Source organism: Phytoactinopolyspora endophytica (genome assembly GCF_004138495.1).
Taxonomy (GTDB): Bacteria; Actinomycetota; Actinomycetes; order Jiangellales; family Jiangellaceae; genus Phytoactinopolyspora; species Phytoactinopolyspora endophytica.
Genome location: NZ_ML142860.1, coordinates 85453 through 89240, shown reverse-complemented (window position 1 = coordinate 89240; position 3788 = coordinate 85453). Strand labels below are relative to the sequence as shown.

At 69.1% G+C, this 3788-nt stretch carries 3 protein-coding genes; 2 read left to right on the top strand and 1 reads right to left on the bottom strand.

Annotation, left to right across the window (positions count from 1 at the left end; translation table 11 throughout):
- Nucleotides 1-493 (bottom strand): chorismate synthase (locus tag ELR45_RS41315; protein ID WP_240760007.1); only part of this gene is annotated, 493 nt, incomplete at its 3' end.
- Between the two features lie 86 nt (nucleotides 494-579).
- Between ELR45_RS41315 and ELR45_RS21665 the strand changes: the two genes are divergently transcribed.
- Together ELR45_RS21665 and ELR45_RS21660 are read left to right on the top strand one after the other, a co-directional pair.
- On the top strand, nucleotides 580-2106 hold the full coding sequence (locus ELR45_RS21665; RefSeq protein ID WP_129668206.1) for a TldD/PmbA family protein: 1527 nt from the start codon (nucleotides 580-582) through the stop codon (nucleotides 2104-2106).
- Between the two features lie 8 nt (nucleotides 2107-2114).
- Nucleotides 2115-3518, top strand: coding sequence for a metallopeptidase TldD-related protein (locus ELR45_RS21660; protein WP_129668294.1), 1404 nt, complete (start codon nucleotides 2115-2117; stop codon nucleotides 3516-3518).
- Nucleotides 3519-3788: the final 270 nt, after the last annotated feature.

The window sequence follows — 3788 nt, the reverse complement described above, 5'->3', positions numbered from 1 at the left end:
TCACCAGACGGATCCCGCACGCCTGGCGCAGGAACGCCGCCGCTACCGACCCCAGCGCTACCCGTGCCGCCGTCTCCCTGGCGCTGGCGCGTTCAAGCACGGGACGCGCCTCGTCGAAGCCGTACTTCTGCATGCCGGCCAGATCCGCGTGTCCTGGCCGTGGGCGGGTCAGCGGCGCATTGCGCGCCAAACCCTCCAACTCGGCCGGGTCGACCGGGTCGGGTGCCATGACCTTCTCCCACTTCGGCCACTCGGTGTTGTCCACCTGCACGGCGAGCGGCCCGCCCAGCGTACGGCCATGCCGCACCCCGCCGAGAAAGGCGACCTTGTCGGCCTCGAAGGACATCCGCGCTCCGCGACCGTATCCGAGCCGGCGTCGTGCCAGCGCCGCCGCCACGTCCTCCGTGGTGATCTCCACGTCGGCGGGAAGTCCCTCAAGAGTTGCGACGAGCGCGGGGCCATGCGATTCCCCCGCAGTGAGCCATCTGAGCATGACGAACATCTTCCCACGCCGACACCCGCCATTCCGCACCGTGCCCTCCCCATCGCGTGCCCGGTATCTGAGATACGCTCGACGCCGTGGCACATGAGATCGATCCGGCGTTCAGCGCCTATCCGATGCGCCTGCTCGCCGACGCCGCCCTCCAGCGCGCCCGTGACCTGGGCGTCGAGCACGCGGACTTCCGATTTGAACGCATCCGCTCACAAGGCTTGTCGCTGCGCGACGGCAAGCTTCAAGGCAGCAGCGACGGCGAAGACGTCGGCTTCAGCGTGCGTGTGCTGCACGACGGCACGTGGGGCTTCGCAGCGGCCGTCGACCTGACGCCTGAGCACGCGGTCCGCGTCGCGGAACAGGCCGTCGAGCTGGCCAAGGTGGCACGGAACCTCAGCCGCGCTCGCGTCGAGATCGCGCATGAGCCGGTCTACGCCGACGTCGCGTGGGTCTCCGACTACGAAATCGACCCATTCGGCGTCCCGGACACGGAGAAGATCGAGCTGCTGGCCGCCCGGTCCTTGCGGGCGCTCGACCAGCCGGCGGTGGACCACGTCACCGCCAGGCTGGACCAGGTGCTGGAGAACAAGTTCTACGCCGACACCGCGGGCACTGTCACCACCCAGCAGCGGGTCCGGGTCCAGCCCGTCTTCGAAGCCCTCGCGGTCGACGCGGACAGCGGCCGGTTCGAGACCATGGAGACGCTCGCCGCGCCCGCCGGACGGGGCTGGGAGTACGTCACCGGTGCCGACGGAGTCGTCGCCTGGGAGGACGCGCTCGACGAGCTCGGGCCACTGCTGGCGGAGAAGCTCGCCGCGCCGACGGTCGAAGCCGGGCGATACGACCTGATCGTCGATCCGACGAATCTGTGGCTGACCATTCACGAGTCCATCGGGCACGCCACCGAGCTGGACCGAGCGCTCGGCTACGAAGCCAACTACGCCGGAACGTCGTTCGCCACCCTCGACAAGCTGGGCGCCCTGCGCTATGGCTCGCCGGCCATGCACGTCACCGGTGACCGCACGGCACGGCACGGCCTTGCCACGATCGGGTACGACGACGAGGGCGTGCAGACGCAGCGTTGGGATATCGTCCGCGACGGCGTCCTCGTGGGCTACCAGCTGGACCGGGCGATGGCCAGCAGCAACGCCGACGTCCTGGGGACCAGCCGCTCGAACGGCTGCGCGTTCGCCAACTCCGCCGGCCGGGTCCCGGTGCAGCGGATGGCCAACGTGTCCCTGCAGCCGGCCGCCGGCGGCCCATCGACGGACGATCTCATCTCGCAGGTCGACGACGGCATCTACGTCGTCGGAGACAAATCCTGGTCGATCGACATGCAGCGGTACAACTTCCAGTTCACCGGCCAGCGCTTCTACCGGATCCAGAATGGCAGGCTGGCCGGGCAACTGCGCGACGTCGCCTATCAGGCGACCACCACCGACTTCTGGGGGTCGCTCGACGCCGTCGGCGGCCCGGAGACCTACCAGATGGGTGGCGCGTTCAATTGCGGCAAGGCGCAGCCCGGTCAGCTGGCGCCGGTGTCACACGGCTGTCCATCCGTGCTCTTCCGCAACATCAACATCCTCAACACGGCTCAGGAGGGCGGGCAGTGACCGGCGTGATGACCCCTCAGGAGATCGTCGAGCGCTGCCTCGAGCTGTCCAGGACCGATGGCATGCTCGTCCTGGTGGACGAGACCTCCACGGCCAATCTGCGCTGGGCCAACAACGCGCTCACGACCAACGGCGTCATGCAGGAGCGACTTGTCACCGTGATCGCCACCCTGGACGGCAGCACGGGCACCGCCTCAGGCGTCATCACGCGCAGCGCGGTCACCACAGACGCGCTCAAACCGCTGGTCCGCGCCGCGGAGCAGGCCGCGGATGACAACGGCCCCGCAGAGGATGCCCAGCCTCTGGTGACCGGCGACGCTGCGGCGGACTGGTTCGACGAGCCAGGGCGCACCTCAGCGGACGCGTTCAGGACGCTGGCACCCGCGCTCGGCGACGCGTTCGCCAAGAACGACGAGCAACAACGCCTGCTCTACGGCTACCTCGAGCACGAGGTGCGCACCACCTACCTGGGAAGTTCCACCGGTCTGCGCCTCCGCCACGAGCAGCCGACCGGGCACATCGGCATCACCGGTAAGTCAACCCGGCCGGGCACCGCCGCTGCCGCGGCCCACGCCGGCTCGGCCTGGGTCGGCCAGTCGTGCCGCGATCTGGCCGACATCGACGTCGCCGCGCTCGACGCTGAACTGGAACGGCGGCTGGACTGGGCGCGCCGCAGCGTGGATCTCCCGGCCGGCCGTTACGACACCCTCCTCCCGCCCACCGCCGTCGCCGACCTCATGATCTACGCGTACTGGATGATGGGCGCCCGGGACGCGCACGACGGCCGCAGCGTCTATGCGCGGCCCGGAAGTGGTACCCGGGTGGGCGAGAAGCTGTCCTCCCAGCCGGTCACGTTGTGGTCCGACCCGGCGTCCCCCGGCCTGGAATGCGCGCCCGTGGCGCTTGCACGGGCGTCGACAGCGGAACAGAGCGTCTTCGACAACGGGCTGCCCCTGGGCCGCACCACGTGGATCCAGGATGGTCAGCTCGCGGCCCTGCTCCAGACCCGGCACTCGGCCGACCTGACCGGCCTCCCGGTGACCCCGGCAGTCGACAACCTCGGCCTCACCGTCGACGGGGCGAACGGCAGCACCGACGACCTCGTCGGCGGCGTGCAGCACGGACTGTTGCTGACCTGCCTGTGGTACATCCGCGCCGTCGACCCACAGACGTTGCTGCTCACCGGCTTGACCCGAGACGGCGTGTACCTGGTGGAGAACGGTGAGGTGACCGGCGCGGTCAACAACTTCCGGTTCAACGAGAGCCCGGTGGCGCTGCTCGACAGGTTCAGCCACGCCGGCGAGACCGTTGCGACGTTCAGCCGTGAATGGGGCGACTACTTCCCGCGCACCGCGATGCCGGCGCTGCGTGTCCCCGACTTCAACATGTCATCGGTCAGCCAGGCCTCGTGAGGTTGGCCTGAACCTCGTGAGGTTGGCCTGAACCTGACGAGGTTGGCTGAACCTGGTGAGGGTCGGGGACGCCGGATAAGGGTTCTCCCGGCACCGGGTTACGTGGGCGCTCTCGGGCTCAGTGGATCCGTGGCCCGGTTGGGCTTGAGCCGGGAGAACCCTTATCCGGCGTTCCCAACCCCGAGCGTCTTCCAATACCCGCTAACGAGGGTCGGTGGTGTCCTCGACGAGCTCGACAGTTTCCTCGCCGACGGTCTCTTCGCCGGCGTC